The organism is Pseudomonas sp. NPDC088429 (genome assembly GCF_044753305.1).
Taxonomy (GTDB): Bacteria; Pseudomonadota; Gammaproteobacteria; order Pseudomonadales; family Pseudomonadaceae; genus Aquipseudomonas; species Aquipseudomonas rustica.
In genome coordinates this window covers 1-454 of the sequence record NZ_JBIVMX010000041.1, presented here as the reverse complement: position 1 = coordinate 454, position 454 = coordinate 1, and the positions used below count along the sequence as shown (strand labels likewise).

General features: G+C 59.9%; 1 protein-coding gene. It reads right to left on the bottom strand.

The window, feature by feature from the left end:
• The coding region (locus ACIP66_RS19090; protein ID WP_400650042.1) for a phosphoenolpyruvate carboxykinase (ATP) at window positions 1-454 on the bottom strand (454 nt) is incomplete at both ends.

Below are 454 nucleotides of genomic sequence, written 5' to 3'. Positions count from 1 at the left end.
GTCGAGCACACCAGTGCGGTGTAGCCGGACAGGAAGTTGTACGCCGATTGTTCTTCGTTGAGGATCGACACTGGCGGCAGCACGCCGGTCAGGTCGCAAGTCAGGAAGATCACAGCGTTTGGCTCGCCACCGAGGTTCTGCTCGGAACGCTTGGCAACGTGCTCCAGCGGGTAAGCGGCGCGGCTGTTCTGGGTCAGGCTGACATCGGCGTAGTCGGCGTGCTTGGCGTCGTCGATAACGACGTTTTCCAGTACAGCACCGTGCTTGATGGCTTTCCAGATAACCGGCTCGTTCTTCTCGGAGAGGTCGATGCACTTGGCATAGCAACCGCCTTCGATGTTGAACACCACGCCTTCGCCCCAGCCGTGTTCGTCGTCACCGATCAGGTAACGGCTTTCGTCGGCCGACAGGGTGGTTTTACCGGTGCCCGACAGACCGAAGAACAGGGTCACGT